The sequence below is a fragment of the Caulobacter sp. SSI4214 genome (assembly GCF_012184455.1).
Taxonomy (GTDB): Bacteria; Pseudomonadota; Alphaproteobacteria; order Caulobacterales; family Caulobacteraceae; genus Caulobacter; species Caulobacter vibrioides_E.
The window spans coordinates 58,990-76,326 of the sequence record NZ_SZWJ01000001.1 but is presented as its reverse complement, the minus strand read 5'-3'; the positions used below and the strand labels follow the sequence as shown (position 1 = coordinate 76,326).

14 protein-coding genes are annotated in these 17,337 nt (G+C 67.8%); 5 read left to right on the top strand and 9 right to left on the bottom strand.

Translation table 11 applies throughout. The features are described from left to right. Positions 1 to 46: 46 nt before the first annotated feature. Genes FCU40_RS00310 through FCU40_RS00290 form a run of 5 tightly spaced genes read right to left on the bottom strand, consistent with a single transcriptional unit; the run spans position 47 to position 5,437 of the window. Positions 47 to 1,369: an aminotransferase class III-fold pyridoxal phosphate-dependent enzyme gene (locus FCU40_RS00310; RefSeq protein ID WP_168072101.1), complete on the bottom strand. Its 1,323-nt coding sequence runs from the start codon at positions 1,367 to 1,369 to the stop codon at positions 47 to 49. Beyond that, entirely contained in the window at positions 1,366 to 2,400 is a 1,035-nt protein-coding gene (locus tag FCU40_RS00305) for an asparaginase (RefSeq protein WP_168072099.1), read from the bottom strand. The genes FCU40_RS00310 and FCU40_RS00305 overlap by 4 nt, the downstream gene beginning before the upstream one ends. A 23-nt stretch (positions 2,401 to 2,423) precedes the next feature. Then, on the bottom strand, positions 2,424 to 3,407 hold the full coding sequence (locus tag FCU40_RS00300) for a dipeptide epimerase (RefSeq protein WP_168072097.1): 984 nt from the start codon (positions 3,405 to 3,407) through the stop codon (positions 2,424 to 2,426). A 2-nt stretch (positions 3,408 to 3,409) separates the two neighbouring features. Beyond that, the gene (locus FCU40_RS00295; RefSeq protein WP_168072095.1) at positions 3,410 to 4,591 is read right to left on the bottom strand and encodes an acetyl-CoA C-acyltransferase; all 1,182 of its coding nucleotides are present in this window, start codon (positions 4,589 to 4,591) and stop codon (positions 3,410 to 3,412) included. A gap of 24 nt (positions 4,592 to 4,615) precedes the next feature. Continuing rightward, positions 4,616 to 5,437 carry an enoyl-CoA hydratase/isomerase family protein gene (locus FCU40_RS00290; RefSeq protein ID WP_168072093.1) on the bottom strand — a complete coding sequence of 274 codons (822 nt, stop codon included), beginning with the start codon at positions 5,435 to 5,437 and terminating at the stop codon, positions 4,616 to 4,618. Between the two features lie 111 nt (positions 5,438 to 5,548). Between FCU40_RS00290 and FCU40_RS00285 the strand changes: the two genes are divergently transcribed. After that, positions 5,549 to 6,760, top strand: coding sequence for a pyridoxal phosphate-dependent aminotransferase (locus FCU40_RS00285; protein ID WP_168072091.1), 1,212 nt, complete (start codon positions 5,549 to 5,551; stop codon positions 6,758 to 6,760). Positions 6,761 to 6,783: 23 nt separating this feature from the next. Then, a complete protein-coding gene (locus FCU40_RS00280; RefSeq protein WP_168072090.1) occupies positions 6,784 to 7,098 on the top strand; it encodes a DUF1330 domain-containing protein in 315 nt (104 codons plus the stop codon). 7 nt (positions 7,099 to 7,105) lie between these two features. Here the strand turns inward: FCU40_RS00280 and FCU40_RS00275 are convergent, their stop codons facing one another. Beyond that, positions 7,106 to 8,716, bottom strand: a complete 1,611-nt coding sequence (locus FCU40_RS00275) for an AMP-binding protein (protein ID WP_206677281.1) — start codon at positions 8,714 to 8,716, stop codon at positions 7,106 to 7,108. A 114-nt stretch (positions 8,717 to 8,830) separates the two neighbouring features. Between FCU40_RS00275 and FCU40_RS00270 the strand changes: the two genes are divergently transcribed. Genes FCU40_RS00270 through FCU40_RS00260 form a run of 3 tightly spaced genes read left to right on the top strand, consistent with a single transcriptional unit; the run spans position 8,831 to position 13,930 of the window. After that, entirely contained in the window at positions 8,831 to 10,228 is a 1,398-nt protein-coding gene (locus FCU40_RS00270; protein ID WP_004615558.1) for a serine hydrolase domain-containing protein, read from the top strand. Further along, a complete protein-coding gene (gene pepN / locus FCU40_RS00265) occupies positions 10,225 to 12,813 on the top strand; it encodes an aminopeptidase N (protein ID WP_168072088.1) in 2,589 nt (862 codons plus the stop codon). Before FCU40_RS00270 ends, pepN begins: the two co-directional genes overlap by 4 nt. Next, positions 12,806 to 13,930, top strand: a complete 1,125-nt coding sequence (locus tag FCU40_RS00260) for a serine hydrolase domain-containing protein (RefSeq protein WP_168072086.1) — start codon at positions 12,806 to 12,808, stop codon at positions 13,928 to 13,930. Before pepN ends, FCU40_RS00260 begins: the two co-directional genes overlap by 8 nt. 36 nt (positions 13,931 to 13,966) lie before the next feature. Here the strand turns inward: FCU40_RS00260 and FCU40_RS00255 are convergent, their stop codons facing one another. Genes FCU40_RS00255 through FCU40_RS00245 form a run of 3 tightly spaced genes read right to left on the bottom strand, consistent with a single transcriptional unit; the run spans position 13,967 to position 17,247 of the window. Further along, positions 13,967 to 14,758, bottom strand: coding sequence for an SDR family oxidoreductase (locus FCU40_RS00255; RefSeq protein WP_168072084.1), 792 nt, complete (start codon positions 14,756 to 14,758; stop codon positions 13,967 to 13,969). Between the two features lie 27 nt (positions 14,759 to 14,785). Further along, positions 14,786 to 15,916: a P1 family peptidase gene (locus FCU40_RS00250; RefSeq protein ID WP_004615552.1), complete on the bottom strand. Its 1,131-nt coding sequence runs from the start codon at positions 15,914 to 15,916 to the stop codon at positions 14,786 to 14,788. Further along, a complete protein-coding gene (locus FCU40_RS00245) occupies positions 15,913 to 17,247 on the bottom strand; it encodes an aspartate aminotransferase family protein (protein WP_168072082.1) in 1,335 nt (444 codons plus the stop codon). The genes FCU40_RS00250 and FCU40_RS00245 overlap by 4 nt, the downstream gene beginning before the upstream one ends. Between the last annotated feature and the right edge of the window lie 90 nt (positions 17,248 to 17,337).

The following is a 17,337-nucleotide window of genomic DNA, read 5'->3' as shown; positions in this document are numbered from 1 at the left end:
ACCGGTTCCCACTTTCAGCCTCACGCTCTAGCCGCTCGCGCGCCCGCTATCCGAGCCGGGCGAAAGCGCGTCCCAGCCTCGCGAAGATGTCCTCGAGGTCCTCGGGGCGGCTGGTCAGGATGGGCGCGATGGCGATGGTGTCGCCGTTGGCGCGGATGGAGAGGCCTTCCTCGTAGGCCGCGAGGAAAAGCGCTTGTCCGCGTCGACCCGGGCCTTCCGGATCGGGCGCCAGGGTCAGGCCGCCGGCGAGACCGAGATTTCGGATGTCGACGACATGAGGCTTGTCGCGGAGGCCGTGCATCAGGTCCTCGAACAGGGGCGCGAGCGCGGCAGCCCGCGCGTAGACGCCTTCTTCCCGCAGCACGGCCTGCGTCGCCAGGCCCGCCGCCACGGCGAGCGGGTGCGCCGAATAGGTGTAGCCGTGGAAGAACTCGATCCCGAAGGCGGTCGCTTCCATCATCGTGTCGTGGATTTGGCTTGACGCGATGACCGCCCCCATCGGCGCGGCGGCGTTGTTGACGCCCTTGGCCATGGTGCAGAGGTCGGGCTCCACGCCGAAGAAGGTCGCGCCATTGGGCGAGCCCAGTCGGCCAAAGCCGGTGATCACTTCGTCGAAGATCAGCAGCACGCCATGCTTTGCGGTGATCTCCCGCAGGCGCGCGAGATAGCCCGCCGGCGGAATGAAGACGCCCGCCGAGCCGATCATCGGCTCGACGATGACCGCGGCGATCGTCGAGGCGTCGTGCAGGGTGATCAGCGCTTCCAGTTCGGCCAGATAGGCCATGGGGTCGCGATCGGGCTGCCCCCGGGTGAAGCCCGAGACCTTGGCGTCATAGGGGAAGGGCAGGTGGTCGACGCCGGGCAGCAGCGGGCCGAAGGCCTTGCGATTGTTGGGCATGCCGCCGACCGAGACGCCGCCGAAGCCGACGCCGTGATAGCCGTTGATCCGGCCGATCAGGCGGGTCCGCGAGCCCTCGCCCCGCGCGCGGTGATAGGCCAGAGCCATCTTCAGCGCCGTGTCGACCGCCTCCGAGCCCGAATTGGTGAAGAAGACGTGGTTCAGCGCGCCAGGGAACTGGTCGGCGATCTCCGTGGCGAGGCGGAAGGCGTCGGGCGTGGCGAAGTTGAAGGCCGGCGAGTAGTCGAGCCGTTGCGCCTGCGCGGCGATGGCCTCGGCGATGCGCGGGTGGCAGTGGCCGAGACCCGAGCACCACAGTCCCGAAAAGCCGTCCCGGACCTTGCGGCCATCGGCGGTGAAATAGAACTGCCCCTCGGCCGCGACGAACAGTCTGGGGGCCGCCTTGAACGCCTTGTTGGGCGTGAAGGGCATCCAGTAGGCGGAGAGATCGTTGGCGGGGGCTTGGGTCATGACGATGCGGTCTCCGGCGGAGAGTAAGGGGCGTTGGGTAAGGTGTCGTCGCGGACCGCGACGGCGAGTTGGACGAAACGACGAGCGACATCGCCTCGGCCGTCTCTCAGCAGGGCCAGAAGCGCCACGCGCGCCTTGGCGGGGCTTAGCGATCCGCCGGACAGCAGGCCGCGCGACAGCAGGTCGATCTCGGCGCCCGCATAGCCATAGGTGCGTTCGCATAGAATTCCGCCCGTCCGACTGCACAGCACGACGGGAGCCCTGCTGGCGAGGCGGCCCAGCACGGGGGCGAGCTTTTCCGGGACGTGGCCGGCGCCCAGCGCGGCGATGACCCAGCCGTCTATGCCCGCGTCCTCGCCCAGCGTGAACAGCGTCTCGTCCATGTCCAGGCCGATCGTCGCGATCCAGACGCGCGGCGAAGCTCGCCCGCGCGCGGGGGCGACGCTGGGCAGGGGCGGGAAGGCGGGGCGAAGGGCGATAAATCGGCCTTCATGCAGTCGGCCGCGCGGGGCGTGGTCTCGGCTCGAAAAGGCCTCGAGCGCGGTGGTGTCGGTTTTCTGGACGTGTCGCGCGGCGTGAACCTGGCTATTCATGACCACGACGACCTCGGCCCCGGCGCTCGGAGACGTCAAGAAGGTCAGGGCGTCGGCGAGATTGGCCGGACCGTCGGGGCTGTCGGCCGAGGCGCCGCGCATCGCGCCGGTGAAAGCCACCGGCAGGGAAGGCGTCCCCAGGAGCTCGGTCAGGAACGCGGTCTCTTCCAGCGTATCGGTGCCCTGGGTGACGATGACTCCGTGGCCGCCCTCGGCGGCGAATTCGGCGATGAGGCCCGCCAGGCGCTCGACCAGGGGGAAGTCCAGGTTGGCGCTGGCGGCGCGGCCGAGGTCCTGGCGGATCAGCTGCGCCCGCGGCGTCCGACGCGCCAGATCGGCCGTCAGCGCTTCGGCGCCCAAGGCCGGGTTGAGCCCCGCGCCGTCGGAACGCATCGAGATGGTGCCGCCCAGCGAGATGATCTTGATCTTCGGCCGCATGGTCGTTTCGTCGAGATCCGACGTCAGCCCCAGAGATCAGAACCGAAGCGGAGCAGCCGGCCCTGCTCGTAGCGCATCGCCGCGGCGCGATCGTCGAGAAGCAGCGCCGGACCGTCCAGATCGACGAAATCGCAGCGGGTCCCCAGCACATAGGCGGGCGCGGCGCCCAACGAGGTCGGGCCGCTGCAACCCAGCATGACCTTGAGTCCAAGGGCGTGCGCGGCGCGGTTGAGCGAGAGGCCGGGGGTCAGACCGCCGACCTTGTCGAGCTTGATGTTGATGGCCTGATAGAGCTTAGAAAGGCGGGGCAGGTCGTCCTCGCCCGAACAGCTCTCATCGGCGCAAAGCGGAATGGCGCCGCGATAGTCGACCAGAGCCTCGTCTCGTTTGTGATGCAGGGGTTGCTCGATCAGCTCGACCCCGAGGCGCGCCAATTCGGGCGACAGGCTATTCAGCGTCTCGATCGTCCAGGCCTCGTTGGCGTCGACGATGAAGCGAACGCCTGGACAGGCCGCCGCGATGGCCTCCACGCGCTCCAGAACGTCCTCGCTGTTGGCCTTGATCTTGATGATGCGATAGCCGCGTTTAACGGCGGAGACCGCGTCGGCCCGCATCTTGGCGGTTGGATTGATGCCGATGGTCAGGTCGACCTCGATGGAGTCGGCTCTTTCGACGCCGGTCAGGGTCCAAATATCCTTGCCCGAGGTCTTGCATTCGAGATCCCAGAGCGCGCAGTCGAGCGCATTCCTGGCCGAGGTATTGGCGACCCGGCGGGCGACCGCCTCGCGCGTCGCGCCCTCATGGAACCACTCTCGCGCCGCCTCCAGCGCGTCGGCCACGTCCTGCGCCGTCTGGCCATACTGGGGCAGGGGCGCGCATTCGCCTCTGCCGACGTGACCGCCCGCCCGCACCCAGACGGTCAACAGCTCGGAGTTGGTCTTGGCGCTGCGCGAGATGCGGAACGTTTCGGCGTAGGGCCACTCCTGATAAGCGAACAGAAGCTCCATGATCAGGCGACCTCGAACAGGCCGGCGGCGCCCTGGCCGCCGCCGACGCACATGGTGACGATGGCGTATTTCTCACCGCGACGACGGGCCTCGCGCAGGGCGTGGCCGACCATGCGCGCGCCGCTCATGCCATAGGGGTGGCCGATCGAGATGGCGCCGCCATTGATGTTCAGCCGTTCGTCCGGAATGCCCAGACGGTCGCGGCAATAGAGCACTTGGCACGCGAAGGCTTCGTTCAGCTCCCACACCCCGATATCGTCCATCGTCAGGCCATGACGGGCGAGCAGCTTCGGAATGACGAATACCGGGCCGATGCCCATCTCGTCCGGTTCGCAGCCCGCGACCGCGACGCCAAGACACCAGCCGAGCGGCGCGAGGCCGCGCTTTTCGGCCATCTCGGCCTCCATCACCACCACCGCCGCCGAGCCGTCGGACAGCTGGCTGGCGTTGCCCGCCGTGATCCTGCCGCCGTCTCGCACCGGGGCCAGAGCGGACAGGCCCGCCAGCGTCGTGTCGGCCCGCGCGCCCTCGTCCTTGGTCACCGTGATGGCGCGCTTGGCGGTCTCGCCGGTCGCCTTGTCCGTCACGACCATTTCGCAAGTAACGGGGATGATTTCGTCGTCGAAGACGCCCGCCGCCATGGCCGCCGCCGTCCGCTGCTGGCTCGAGAGCGCGTAGAGGTCCTGGGCCTCGCGCGAAACGCCATAGCGCGCCGCGACGATTTCCGCCGTGTCCAGCATGGGCATGTGAATGGCCGGCGCCAGACGGATCAGGCGCGGATCGGGGACGCGGGAGATGTTCATCGCCTTGGTCTGGGCCAGGCTGATCGACTCGACGCCGCCGGCCACGACGCAGCTCATGCCGTCGATCGCGACCTGCTTGCAGGCCGTGGCGATCGCCATCAGGCCGGAGGAGCACTGGCGATCGATGCTCATGCCCGCCACGGAGACCGGCAGGCCGGCCGCCAGCGCGCCGAGCCGACCAATGTTGAAGGTTTGGGTGCCTTGCTGGATGCTGCAGCCCAGCAGGCAGTCCTCGATCTCGGCGCCCTCAAGCCCGGCGCGCTCGACGGCGGCGGAGATCGCGTGCCCGGCCAGCGTCGGGGCCTCAAGGTCGTTGAAGGCGCCGCGATAGGCCTTGCCGATGGGGGTTCGAGCCGTCGAGACGATGGCGGCGCGCTTCATGAGCTTCTTCCTTGTCGCGTGGGTTCAGTCGCCGGTGAATTTCGGCGGGCGTTTCTCGAAAAAGGCGGCGACGCCTTCGCTCAAATCCTTCGAGCGGGCGGCGAGCAGATACTGGTCTCGGTCCATGACGCTGACCGCTTGGGCGTTGGCCAGGGCGGCGGCGTTGACCGCTTCCTTGGTCATCCGGACGGGGAGCGGCGGCAGCGCGGCCAGGCGCGCCGCCCAGCGGCGGGCCGCTTCCAGCGCGCCGCCGCTGGGCGCGGCCTCGTCGCAAAGCCCCCAGGCCAGGCAGGTCTCGGTGTCCAGCTTGTCGCCGAACAGGGCCATCCGCTTGGCGCGGGACGGACCGACGAGGGCGGCCAGTCGGGGCAGGGTCTGCCAGCTCATGTTCATGCCGAGCGGGATTTCGGGCAGTCTCATGTGGGCGCCGTGCCCCATGATCCGGAAATCGCAGGCCACGGCGAGCGCCGCGGCGCCGCCGATGCAGAAGCCTTCGATGGCGACCACGGTGGGGGCCTCGATCTCCTCCCAGGCGCGGCAAAGGTCCGGTCCGGCGGCGACCTGGCAGCGGAGGTCGAGCAGGGTGCTGGCAGAGCCGTTGCGGCCGCGCGCGGCGCCCAGATCGACCCCGGCCGAGAAGAAGGTCGCCTCGCCGCGCAGGATCACCGCGCGCGAGGCTGGATGGCGACGGAGCCGACGCGCCAGCTCGGTCAGCTCCACCATCATGGTGGGATCGAGGGCGTTGCGCGCCTCGGGTCTCGCCAGGGCGACCTCAACCACGCCGTCCGAGGCCGAAACCTGGAGTCGGGCCCAGTTGTCGGTGATGTCCGCTCCTATAGAGACCATGGCAAGCACCTGAAAATACGCCGAAAATTCCTTTTCTTTGGAATTTTCTTGCGCCCTGAATATAGACAGTGATTACATGTGGCTCGCGAGATTGCAAGAGAGGCCGGCGAAATGAATCCCCATGGTTCCACGCTCCTGGAAGGCGCGCCGGCCAGGCTGGAAGCGCGCCCGGCCGTCCGTGCGCTACCGACGTCGAAGATCCGGGAAATCGCCAACGCCGGCTTTGGAAAGACCGATCTGGTCAAGTTCTGGTTCGGTGAAAGCGATGCGCCGACGCCGGACTTCATCAAGGCCGCCGCGATCGAGGCGTTGAACGCCGACGCGGTCTTCTACAGCCACAACAATGGCGTCGCGCCGCTGCGCGAGGCCCTCGCCGACTATCTGGGCGGCCTTCATGGGAAGGGCTTTTCGCCCGCCCAGATATCCGTGACGAGCTCGGGCGTCTCGGCCCTGATGATCGCCACGCAGGCGCTTGTTTCCCCCGGGGACGAGGTGGTGGTCATAACGCCCGTCTGGCCGAACGTGACCCAGATCCCGGCCATATTGAACGCCCGCGTCACGCGCTTCGCGCTCAGCCCCTCGGCGGAAGGCTGGAAGCTCGACCTGGACCGCCTGCTCGCCAGCGTCACGTCCAAGACCCGCCTGCTTGTTCTCAATTCGCCGGGCAACCCCACGGGCTGGACCATCGAGGCCGATGACCAGAAGGCCATCCTGGAGCACTGCCGGAAGCTGGGCGTTTGGATCCTGTGCGACGATGTCTATGAGCGCCTGACCTATCGCCCGGGGCCGTCGACCGCGCCCTCCTTCCTCCGGATCGCCGAGCGGGAGGACCGGGTGATCAGCGCCAACAGCTTTTCCAAGGCCTGGCTGATGACCGGCTGGCGGCTGGGCTGGCTGGTCGCGCCGCCCGAGCTGGAAGAGGACCTGGGCAAGCTGATCGAATTCAACACCTCGTGCTCGCCGGTCTTCGTCCAGGCCGCCGGCATCGTCGCCCTGCGCGACGGGGAGTCCTTTGTCGCCGGGCTGCGGGACGGGCTGCGGGCCAAGCGAGACTTTCTGACCGGACGGCTGGGCGCGCTGAAGGGCGTCGTCGCGCCGCCCCCCGAAGGCGGCATGTACGCCTTCTTCCGCATCGAGGGCGAGGACGACTCGGTCTCCCTGGCGCGGCGGCTGATGGAAGAGGCGCGCATCGGCCTTGCGCCTGGAGCGGCCTTCGGTCCCGAGGGCGAGGGCTGGTTGCGCTGGTGTTTCGCCGTCAGCGACGCCCGGCTCCAGGAAGGGGTTCGCGGTCTGGAGGCCTGGCTCTCGGCCAGGGCGGGCTAAGGGGCGATCGAGGAGGAGGCGTCATGTCGAACAATTCCAAGGGCCCCAAGGGCTATGTCATCGCGCGGGTCACCGTCACCGATCCGGAGGCCTACCAGCGTTACGCCGACGGGGCGCGAGAGGCGATGCGAGAGCACGGCGCGAAAATCCTGGCGCGCGGCGGGCGCTTCGACGCGATGGAGGGCGAGGCCCGTCCTCGCAATGTCATTCTCGAATTCGACAGCTTCGAAGCGGCCCGGAACTACTGGCGTTCGGAGACCTATCAGGCCGCGCGAGCCCACCGACTGGGCGCGGCGGAGATCGAGCTCTGCATCGTCGAGGGGGTAGAGGAGCGCTGAGCGGGGCTCAGCGCTCGGCCGCCTTTTCGGACCGCTCTTCGCGCGCGAGCTCGGCCGCTCTCTGGCGCAGAATCTTCTTGTCGATCTTGCCCAGGGTGACGCGAGGCAGATCCTCGACCAGCACGATTGTCTCGGGTCGCTTGAAGCTGGCCAGCTTGTCGGCGCAAGCCGCGAACAGGGCCGGGCGAGGATCGGCCGAGCCCGGCGCGGCGATGACGAAGGCCATCGGGGTCTCGTCCAGCATGGGGTGCGGCTTGCCGACCACGGCGACCTCGGCGACCAGTCCGGTGGCCAGGAGCACGCGCTCGATCTCCGACTCGGCGACGTTCTCGGCTCCAACCCGCAGCATGTCGCGGTCGCGCCCCTCGAAGGTCACGCCCGTGCGGTGCAGGCTGACCCGATCTCCGGTCTTGAACCAGCCGCGTTCGTCGAAGGCGGCGGCGGTGGCCGTCGGATCGTTCAGATATTCCTGGAACAGGGAAAGGCCGCGCACGCCGCGTATCCAGAGATGGCCGGTTTCGCCGAAGCCGACCGGCGCGCCGGCCTCGTCGCGAACCTCGATCTCGTAGCCCGGCGTCGGGGTTCCCATCGATCCGATCCGGCTTTCGAGATTGGTCGTCGAGACCAGCGGCAGGGAGACAGTCTCGGTCATGCCGAACCAGCCGAGGCACGGGATGCCGAAATGGGCGAGCACGGTCGGCGGATCGACCCCGCCCAGGCCCCAAAGCCGGAAGCTGTTCGCCGGAACCGGCTTCGCCATCAGGGCCTTCAGCGTGAACGGGATCTGGATGCCCCAGGTGCATCCGTGCTGGGTGACGCAATCCCAGAACCGGCTCGCCGAAAAGCGGCGCTGGAAGACGAGCGTAGCGCCCGCCCACAGCGTGCTGAGGTGCGAATAGGACAGCGCGTTCGTGTGATAGAGCGGCAGGCAGGCGTGGCCGATATCCTCCGGTCCGACCTGACAGGCGAAGGCGCCCATCCGTCCGCCCCACAGCGCGTTGGCGTGGGTCCAGACGACGCCCTTGGGTCGTGAGGTCGATCCCGACGTGTACTGGACGCTGTTGAAGGCGAAGGGTTCGGGGGCGCGCAGCGGCGCCAGGGCGGGATCGCCGGCCGCGAGGTCCTCAAAGGGCGTCAATCCCGCGGGGCGAGGCGTGTCGGGCGTCTCGCCGCCGTCGGTGGCGGTGCAGGCGACCTCCGCGAGGTCCGGTCCAGCCTTGATGACGTTCGCGGCGTGGCAGGGTTCGGTCAGGGCGATGCGCGCGCCCGAATGGCTGATGAAATAGGCCAGTTCGTCCACCGAGGACCGGGTGTTGGTCGTGACCGCCACGGCGCCGAGGCGCGAGCAGGCGTGCCAGGCCATCAGGAACTCGATGCAGTTGTCCATGTGGATGAGCACGGGCTGGCTGAGGCCGACGCCCCGAGCAGCCAGTCCCCCGGCGAGTCGCGTCACGGCCTCATGAAAGGCCGCGTAGGACCAGGTTTGCGGATCGCCCGCGAAGGGATGGTAGATCAGAAAGGGGTGATCGCCCCGCCTCGCGGCCTGGTTTTCCAGCAGATGCGGAAGGTCCTGCCCCATGAAGGGGTGCAAGGCGGACGGTTCCAGGCCAACGGTCACGACGTCTCTCCCTTTTTATATGAGCGGTGATTACATTGACAGGGTCGCGAAAGCAAGGCTTGATATGATCACTGTTAATATGTTCGGGCTCGCGATATGCCGCTTAGCGATAGAATGCGCCGCTTCTCCGAGGCGCTCTTGCCGGTCAATCCCGTCGCTGGCGTCGACGAGACCTGGTCCGCGGCCGAGCGGTTGGCTCACTACAACTGTCCGGGCTTTTCGGTCTGTGTCATCGAGGACGGCGAGGTCGCCGACGCGGCGGGCTTCGGCGTCAAGACGCCAGGCGGAGAGGCGGTCGAGGCCGACACCGTTTTCGCGGGGGCTTCGATCAGCAAGCCTCTGGCGGCCGTGCTGGCCCTTCAGCTCGTCGACCAAGGCGAGGTGTCGCTGGACGCGCCGATCAACACCTATCTGAAGTCCTGGCGTCTGCCGGAAAACGACCTGACCCGTCAGGTTCCCGTGACGCTGCGGCACCTGCTCAGCCATCGGGCCGGCACGACCGTTCACGGCTTTGGCGCCTATCCGCATGAAAAGCCCGCGCCGAGCCTGCTCGACGTTCTGAATGGAACGCCGCCTTCGCCAACCCCCGCGGTGGTGGTCGACAAGCTGCCAGGGATCTCCGTGCGCTATTCGGGAGGCGGAACATCCATCGTCCAGCTGCTCCTCGAGGACCTGACCGGCAAGCCCTTCGCGGCGCTGGCGCAAGAGCGTCTGTTCTCGCCGCTGGGCATGACGCGCACCACCTTTGAACAGCCGCTGCCGGAGCGGCTTCGGCCCTTCGCCGCCGTCGGCCATCATCCGGACGGCTCACCGGTCGCCGGGCGCTACACGTTCACGCCGCAGCTGGCGGCGGGCGGGGTCTACACCACGGCGCCCGACTACGCGCGCTTCATGATCGCGTGCCGCAAGGCCTGGCTCGGAGAGCCCAACCCGCTTCTCTCGCGCTCCATCGCGCGAGAAATGATGACGCGCCAGGGCGGCGGCCAGTTCGGCCTCGGTTGGGAGGTGTTCGGCGAGGGCGCGTCAGCGCGCTTCGGGCATGGCGGTTCGAACGAGGGCTATCAGTGCAACACCGTCTGCGGCTTGGAAAAAGGCTGGGGCGGCGTGGTCCTGACCAATAGCCTGAGCGGCCTGATCCTCTATTACGAGGCGCTGAACGGCCTGGCGCGAGCCTTCGATTGGGACGGTTATCTGCGGCCGCCCCGCGAAATCCGGACGCTGAGCGCCGAGGAGCAGGCGCGCTATGTCGGCCGCTTCCGCATCACGGCGGGCATCGACGCGCCCCATATCGACATTTGGAGCGAGAATGGCCAGCTGCACAGCCATATCGTCGGCCTGATCCTGCCGCCTCGCCCGATCTATATGGACGAGAACGGCCGCTTCTTCTCGCAGCAGACGCCGGGTGAAAGCCGCATCGAATATGGCCCCGATGGGCGGGCCCAGCGCCTGATCGCCTATGCCGAGGGCGAGACGGAACTGCTTCGGGCCGAGCGCGTGGAGGAGGCCGCGTGAACGCTTCCGCCGTCGTCCGCCTCGCCGACTACCATCCCTATCCGTTCCATGTTCCCGACCTGACGCTGGACATCGCGCTCGATCCGAAAGAGACCCGGGTGCGTTCGGTCCTTCGGATAGAGCGGCGCGAGGCCGGGGGCGGCAAGCCCCTGACGCTCGACGGTCAGGACCTGGAATTCGTCTCGGCGTGGCTGGACGGCGTTCCGCTGGATCCTTCCCGCTTCGAGGCGACGCCGGACCGTTTCGTTCTGCACGCCGCGCCCGACGCCTTCACCCTGGAGCTGGAGGTGCTGATCCGTCCCGACCAGAACCCGGGCAAGAAGGGCCTTTTCTGGCACGCCGGCGTCCTGGCCACCCAATGCGAGGCCGAGGGCTTCCGCCAGATCACCTATTTCCCGGACCGCCCGGACGTGATGACCCGCTATCAGGTCAGGCTGGAGGCGGACGCGGAGCGCTTCCCCGTCCTTCTGTCGAACGGCGATCTCGTGGAGGAGGGCGTCAAGGGCGGACGCGCCTTCGCCGTTTGGAAAGACCCCTATCCCAAGCCGAGCTATATCTTCGCCGTGATGGCGGGCGAGTTCGGGATCGCCCGGGATAGCTGGAAGACGCCCTCTGGCCGCGAGATCAAGATCGCCATCCACGCCCGTCCGGGAGAGGAGGGGCGTTGCCGCTTCGCGCTGGAGGCGCTGAAGTCCGCTCTGGCCTGGGAGGAGCGAACCTTCGGTCTCGAATACGATCTGGATCTCTACAATATCGTCGCGCTCGACGACTATTCGGGGGCGCAGGAGAACAAGGGTCTGAACCTCTTCGGCGCCGAGGGCGTCATCGCCGACCCCGCCATCACCACGGACGAAGAGTTCTCGCTGATCCAGCGGATCATCGGGCACGAATATTTCCACAACTGGACGGGCAACCGCGTCACCTGCCGCGATTGGTTCCAGCTCAGCCTCAAGGAGGGGCTGACGCGCTTGCGCGACCAGCTTTTCATGGAGGAGGTGCTGGAGCCGGGCGCCTTCCGGATCGAGCAGGTCAAGGCGCTGCGGCGCAACCAGTTTCCCGAGGACGACGGCCCGGCAGCTCATCCGGTGCAGCCGGACAGCTTTTCGGAGATCGAGAACTTCTACACCAACACCATCTACGAAAAAGGCGCCGAGGTCCTGCGCATGTTGCGCAGTCTGGTCGGACCCGAAGCCTTCGCCGCGACGATCCGCGAGTATCTGGCGACCTTCGACGGCCAGGCCGTGACCATGGAGGACCTGTTCGACCTGTTCGCGCGGCGCAACGGGCTGGACCTTGGCCTTTTCCGCAAGTGGCTGAAGCAGGCGGGTCGGCCGACGCTCACGGCCCGGGGCACCTATGACGCCGCGGCCCGGCGTTACACGCTCACCCTTTCCCAGACGGCGCCCGACAAGCCGGGGCCGGGCGGCCCCCTGCACATCCCGGTGAAGGCGGCGCTATTCGCGCGCGACGGCAAAAGGCTTTGCGAGCCGCGTCTTCTCGAGCTGAAGGCCGAGGCCCGGAGCTTTGTTTTCGAGGACGTCGCGGAGGCGCCGATCCCCTCGATCCTGCGCGAGTTCACCGCGCCGGTCAGCCTGGATCTCGATCTCGCCGACGCCGACCTCGCGGTATTAGCCCTCCGCGACGACGATCCGTTCGTGGCCTGGAACAGCGTCCAGGACCTTATGATCCGCGCCATCCGAGCCATGAGCCGCGAGGAGCTGGCGGGGCGATCGGGCGAGCCCCCCGAGGCCGTTCTCGACCTCGTGGCGCGCCTGCTGGAGCAGGCGGAGAGCGCGCCCATGCTCACGGCGCTGAAGCTCGCCCTTCCCGACGAGCCGGTCCTGAGCGAGGGGCTGGAAGAGATCTCACTTGATGGCCATATGCGCGCCCGAGCGCGGCTCCGCCAACGGCTCGCCGAGCGGTGCGGCGCGCGACTGTTCGCCTTGCACGAGGCGCTGGGCGGTCTCGACCCTCAGGACCGTTCGGCTCAGGCCATTGGCCGCAGGAGCCTGAGATGCGCCTGCCTCGACCTCATGCTTGGCGCAGGCGGCGACGCGGCGGTGCGGGCGGCGCTGGACCAGATCGAACACGGGCCGTCGATGACCGAGCGGTTCGAGGCGCTGAGCCTTATCGCCCATGTCGACTCTCCGGCGAGGCGCGTGGCGTTCGAAAGCTTCTACCAGCGCTACAAGGATCAGCCCCTGGTCATCGACAAGTGGTTCAAGGCCTACGCGCTTTCTCGCGCGCCGGACGCGATCGACGAGATCATGGCGCTGGAAGCCCATCCCGCCTTCGACATCCGCAACACCGCTCGCGTCGTCGCCTTCTATGGCAGCCTGTTCCGGCAGAACCGCGTGACCTTCCACGACCCCTCGGGCAAGGGCTACCGCTTCCTCGGCGACCGGCTGCTGATGATGGATCAGATGGGGGGAGGGCGGCCCAGCTATTTCACGCCCCAACTCGACCAGTGGCGGCGCCATCTTGAGCCCCGGCGGGGCCTGATGAAGGCGGAACTCGAACGTCTGGCCGCGACGCCTGGGATTACCGCGCGTCTGCGCGAAGTGGTGGAGCGCGCCCTTGTCTGATCTCGTGTCCGCCTTTCTGCCGACCGCCGAGGATTTGGTCCTCCAGGGCATGGAGAGGCAAAAGGTCCCGGGGTGCGCCCTCGCCCTGATCGAGGGCGGCGAGACGGTCGCTGTCCGCGTCTTCGGTCTCGCGGACGCCGAGAAGAACGAGCTGGTGACCGAGGAGACGCGGTTTAGCCTGCAGTCGATCTCCAAGTCCTATGCCGCGCTCGCGGTCATGGTTCTGGTCGAGGAGGGTCGTCTCGACCTGGACCAGCCGATCAATCGCTATCTCAAGCGGTTCCGCGTGACCGCCGCCGGAGGGGCGTTCGACTTGGATCTCGTCACGCCGCGTCGGCTGCTGTCTCACCATGCGGGCGTCACCGAGGCGGGGTTTCGCGGCGTCGGGCTCGACCAGCCGGGCTTCACCCTGATCGACGCCATGCAGGGCCGCCTTCCGCCGCCCACCGAGGCGCAAGAGCGTCACTATGCCTATTGGGGGCTGCGGCGGGACGATGATCTCGTCGCCGTCACGCATCCGCCGGGCGAGGGCTGGCGCTACTCGAACGCCGGCTTTGGCCTGCTGGAGCTGGCCATCGAGGACATTACGGGCCTGTCCTACGCCGCCTTCGTCGAAGAGCGGCTCCTGCGGCCACTCGGCTTGTCCCGCACCGGCTTCGAACGGATCGAGGGCCTACCCTTCGCCTCGCCGCACGACCGGGAGGGAAGGGTGACCGCCGACTATCGCTGGCTTTGCCGCGCCGCCGGCGGGGCCTACGCCACCGTCGGAGATCTGGCGGCCTTCGCGGGCGCGGAGATGGCCGGAGGCGAGGGGACGCCGCCGGGGCGCGGAGTCGTCAGTCCCGCCTCGCTCGCGATCCTGCACACGCCTCACGGCGACGCCGATTCCTTGCCCGATCTGCCGATGAAGGCCGGGTTGGGTCACATCTTGGTCGATGCTGGCGGGGTGCTGAACGTCCACCACTCCGGCGGATCGATTGGCTGGCGTAGCATCTATTCGATCTTCCCGACGCTGGGCTCGGGCATCTGCATGGTGATGAACGGCGAGGCCGCCAACGAGCTTTGGCAGCCGGTCGTTCGGGCCTGGACCGAAGCGGTTCTCAAGCGCCGGGCTTGAGGTCCGCGCCTGTCCCAGGCCCGAACGACGCCGGGCTTAGCCGACGACGCCTTGCGGATTTCCGGCCAGCTGACCGCCGTCACAGGTCAGGATGGCGCCGGTGACATAGGTCGCGGCCTCGGAGCAGAGGAAGGCCGCCATATCGGCCACTTCGCGCTTTTCCCCATAGCGTTGCAGGGGGATGGAGCGCGTGATCCGTTCGGCCATTTCCGGCGTGCTCGACAGTCGCCTCATGCCTTCGGTCTCGGCGATCGGCCCGGGCAGGATCGCATTGACGCGCACGCCCATCGGCCCCCACTCGACCGCCAGGGCGCGGGTCAGCATGTCTATCCCCGCCTTGGCGGAGCACACGTGCGCCTGGAAGGGCATGGCCTGCTGCGATTGCACGGCCGAGATGTTGATCAGCGACGCCCCCGGACGCCGCAGGTGCTCGAAGGCCGCGCGCAGCACGTTGTAGGTCCCGTTCAGGTCGATATCGACGACGGTCCGGAAGGCGTTGGCGCTCATGCCGGCGGCGGGCGCGACGAAGTTGCCGGCTGCGCCCGAAATGACGAAATCGATGCCGCCGCCCTTGGCCGCGAAAGCCGATACGGCCTCCGCCACCTGGTCATACTGGCGCACGTCCCCCGTATAGCCGCTGGCGTCGATACCGTCGGCGCGAAGGCTCTGGACGGCGGCGTCGATCTTGTCCTGGGAGCGGCTGAACACCGCCACCTCCGCGCCGAGGGAGCCCAGCCTGCGCGCGATTTCCAGGTTGATGCCCGAAGAGCCGCCGGAAACGAAGGCGCGCTTGTTTTCGAACAGGCCCGGGGAAAAGACGTCGCGCATGAAAGCTCCTCTCTACGGGGCGAGGCGTCAGTCCGTCTCGACCAGGCGGTTGTAGCGACGCAGGATATCACGAACGGTCTCGACGGGCAGGGCGCGGACGGTGAAGTCGTTGATCCCGCTCATGGTCTCGTTGGCGAACATGCTGTTGAGGATGGCCTCCTCGACGGCCTGGATGGTGGCCTCGTAGAAGCGGCTCATCGCCGCCTCGCCGACGAAGCTGGCGCTCACCAGACCCTCGTGTTGGCTCACGGCTTCGGCGTTCGCGGTCGAGAAGGCGAGGAACAGGTCCCCGGACTCGTTCGAGGCGATGCCGCCTGTCGCCGAGATGCCGTAGGCGGCGCGGCGGGCGATCCGGCGCAGGTGGTGCGGGGCCATGGGCGCGTCGGTCGCCACGACGCCGATGATCGATCCGAATTCGGGCGGGGAGAAGTCGACGATCGGCAGTTCGAGGCCCACCGGAACCCCGGCGATCCGGAGCAGATGGCGCTTGCCGAAATTGGACTGGACGAAGGCGCCGACCGTGTAGGTTTCGCCGGCGAACTCGACCTGGCGCGAAGCCGTGCCCGAGCCGCCCTTGAACTCGAAGCAGCGCATCCCGGTGCCGCCGCCGACGCTGCCTTCCTCGATCCAGCCGCCCCGCGCGTCCTCGAAGGCGTCGATGACGTCCTGTTCCTTGACGTGGTGGCCGTTGATGTCGTTGAGCGAGCCGTCATGCGTCTCGGCCGCGACGGGCAGATAGAAGGGCTGGTCGGTCTTCTCTCCAGGCTGGTGCTGGCTGTACAGCCACTTCGCCGTGACATCCCGCGTCAGGCCGCAGGAGTGGGTGTTGGTAATGGTGATCGGACCGTCGAAGCGCCCACGCTCCTCGACGAAGGCCGCGCCGCTCATCTCGCCGTTGCCACTCATGTTGAAATAGCCCGCCCAGACGGCGCCTTCAGGCTTTTGCCGGCCGCGCGGGAAGATGGCGGTGACGCCGGTGCGGACGGGACCCTGGCCCACGACCAGCGGACCCGAGCCCTCGATCAGGGTCTTGTAGCCGACCTCGACGCCCGCGACGTCGGTGATGGCGTTGGCGGGGCCGGGTTGGCCCACGAAAGGGACCCCCGCGCCGCGCGCCCGGATCTTGCCGGCCGGCGTGGTGCGATATTCCTGCCTCATGCGGCGGCCTTCCTCAGGGTCGAAAAGGCGACGTGAGCCTCGTTGATGACGTGGTCGATATCCGCCTCGGTCAGGACGGTCGACAGGACGAAGAAGCCCGGCGCGCCCATCAGCACGCCATTGTCGAGCATATGGCGGAAGAAGTGCTCGGCCTTGCGGCCCGCCTCCGGATTCTCCATCCGCGCCTTGGCCATGTCGCGGAAGGTTTCGCCTGAGCCCGACATGTGGAAGAGGCCGACGATCGACGCCGCGCCCGTGACCCTGGCGGTCGCGCCGGCGGCCGAAGCGGCTTCGGCAAGGCCTTTCCGGAGGCGGTCGCCAAGCCCAGACAGCCTGTCGAACGCGGCGCGATCGAACAGGCGCATCGAGACGGCGCCCGCCGCCATGGTCAGCGGGTTGGCGTTATAGGTCCCGCCGTGGGAGACCTTGGCCTTGCCGCCGCGCGGGTCGAACACGGCCGTCATGATCTCGGCCGAACCGCCCACCGCGCCGACCGGAAGGCCGCCGCCGATGATCTTGCCCAGCGCCGTCAGGTCCGCCCGGACGCCCAGGACCTCTTGAGCGCCGCCATAGCCGAGACGCAGGCTATAGACCTCGTCGAAGATCAGGAGGGCGCCGGCCGCGCGGGTCTCTTCCCGCAGCATCTCCAGGAAGGCGGGGGAGGCGGGCCGATAGCCCAGATTCTTGACGAGGGGATCGACCAGAACGGCGGCGAGTTCGGCGCCGTGGCGCCGTATCAGGCGTCGACCGCCCTCGACGTCGTTCATCTGCAAGATGATCACGTCCGCCGCCGCGCCGGGGCCCGAGCCCGGTTCGGAAATCCCTCGGCCCTCGTCGGGATCGCTCCATTTCGACGGATGCGGATAGGTGCTGACGGCGGCGGTGTCGTCGCTGCCGTGATAGGCGCCCTCGACCTTGGCGATGAGGCGGCGACCGGTGAACCCGCGCGCGGCCTTGATCGCCATCATCACGCCCTCGGTGCCCGAATTGGCGAAGCGAATTTGCTCGACCGAAGGCAGGCGCGCGCAGAGAATCTCGGCCAGTTCGATCTCTGCCTCGGTCGGCAGGGAGACGGCCTGCAAGGTCGCCGCCTGGCGCGTGATCGCCGCGGTCACTTCCGGATGGCAGTGGCCATGAATCAGCGAGGAATAGTTGTTGATGAAGTCCAACCGCGAGATGCCGTCGACATCGGTCACCCGCGCGCCTTCGCCCTTGGCCGCATAGACGGGATAGGGCGGAAAATAGACCGTGTGGCGCGAGTTTCCGCCGGGCATCACCTTGAGCGCTCGCTCGAACAGCGCCCTCGATCCGGGGTGGTCGTCAGGGAACATCCGTCTCCTCCTGTCGTCGGCGCTGCCGCGCTCCGGGCGTGTTAATGTGAGCAATGTATATATTCTGATCAACCGGCGTCAATCGCGCGA